We start from the raw sequence: 1,525 nt of genomic DNA, 5'->3' as shown, positions 1-1,525 counted from the left end.
GAAATTACTGAAATTGTGGCGGGTGCAAGTGCACTGGAATAGTGTCACAGAAAATAAATATTATAAAGAGGAGAAAAGAATGAGCTCAGGCAAAATTACTCAGGTTATCGGACCGGTTGTAGACGTAGCGTTTGCAGCTGGCGACAAGCTACCTGAGATCAATAATGCACTTGTAGTCTATAAAAATGACGAAAAAAAATCAAAAATCGTCCTTGAAGTAGCTCTTGAGCTTGGTGATGGAGTGGTTCGGACCATCGCTATGGAATCAACGGATGGGTTGACTCGTGGCATGGAAGTGCTAGATACTGGCCGTCCAATTTCTGTGCCAGTCGGCAAAGAAACACTTGGTCGCGTCTTTAACGTTTTGGGAGATACCATTGACTTGGATGCTCCTTTTGCGGATGATGCAGAGCGCCAGCCAATCCATAAGAAAGCTCCAACCTTTGATGAGTTGTCTACTTCATCAGAGATCTTAGAGACAGGTATCAAGGTTATCGACCTGTTAGCCCCTTATCTGAAAGGTGGTAAAGTTGGACTCTTCGGTGGTGCCGGAGTTGGTAAGACCGTCCTGATTCAAGAATTGATCCACAACATTGCCCAAGAACACGGTGGTATTTCTGTATTTACTGGCGTTGGGGAACGTACCCGTGAAGGGAATGACCTTTATTGGGAAATGAAAGAGTCTGGTGTTATCGAGAAAACAGCCATGGTCTTCGGTCAGATGAATGAGCCACCAGGAGCGCGTATGCGGGTTGCTTTGACTGGTCTGACGATTGCAGAGTACTTCCGTGATGTGGAAGGTCAAGATGTCTTGCTTTTCATTGACAACATCTTCCGTTTCACGCAGGCAGGTTCTGAAGTTTCTGCCCTTTTGGGTCGGATGCCATCAGCCGTTGGTTACCAACCAACACTTGCGACAGAAATGGGGCAATTGCAAGAGCGTATTACATCGACTAAGAAGGGTTCTGTAACCTCTATCCAGGCCATCTACGTGCCAGCCGATGACTATACTGACCCAGCTCCAGCAACGGCTTTCGCCCACTTGGACTCTACAACCAACTTGGAACGTAAATTGGTTCAATTGGGGATTTATCCAGCCGTGGATCCGCTCGCTTCAAGCTCTCGGGCTCTTTCTCCTGAGATTGTTGGTGAAGAGCACTATGCAGTTGCTGCTGAAGTCAAACGCGTTCTTCAACGTTATCATGAATTGCAGGATATCATTGCCATCCTAGGTATGGATGAGTTGTCAGATGAAGAAAAGACTTTGGTTGCGCGTGCGCGCCGGATTCAATTCTTCCTGTCTCAAAACTTCAACGTTGCGGAGCAGTTTACTGGCCAGCCGGGATCTTATGTGCCTGTAGCTGAGACGGTTCGTGGCTTTAAAGAGATCCTCGAAGGAAAGTATGATAAGTTACCAGAAGATGCCTTCCGCGGTGTCGGTTCGATTGAGGATGTCATCGCTAAAGCTGAAAAAATGGGATTCTAAGAGGTGAATGATGGCTCAAATGACAGTACAAATCGTTAC

1 protein-coding gene is annotated in these 1,525 nt (G+C 46.8%); it reads left to right on the top strand.

The genetic code is table 11. The annotated features are described in order from the left end of the window. The first annotated feature begins 79 nt into the window (after positions 1-79). Positions 80-1,486 (top strand): F0F1 ATP synthase subunit beta, encoded by a 1,407-nt coding sequence (gene atpD, locus Q0191_RS09140; protein WP_005589740.1) that lies wholly within the window; start codon positions 80-82, stop codon positions 1,484-1,486. The last annotated feature ends 39 nt before the right edge of the window (positions 1,487-1,525 follow it).

Origin of the sequence: uncultured Streptococcus sp. (assembly GCF_938036805.1) — a bacterium.
GTDB lineage: Bacteria > Bacillota > Bacilli > Lactobacillales > Streptococcaceae > Streptococcus.
The sequence above is the reverse complement of the archived record's forward strand: the minus strand, read 5'-3'. Positions and strand labels throughout refer to the sequence as shown.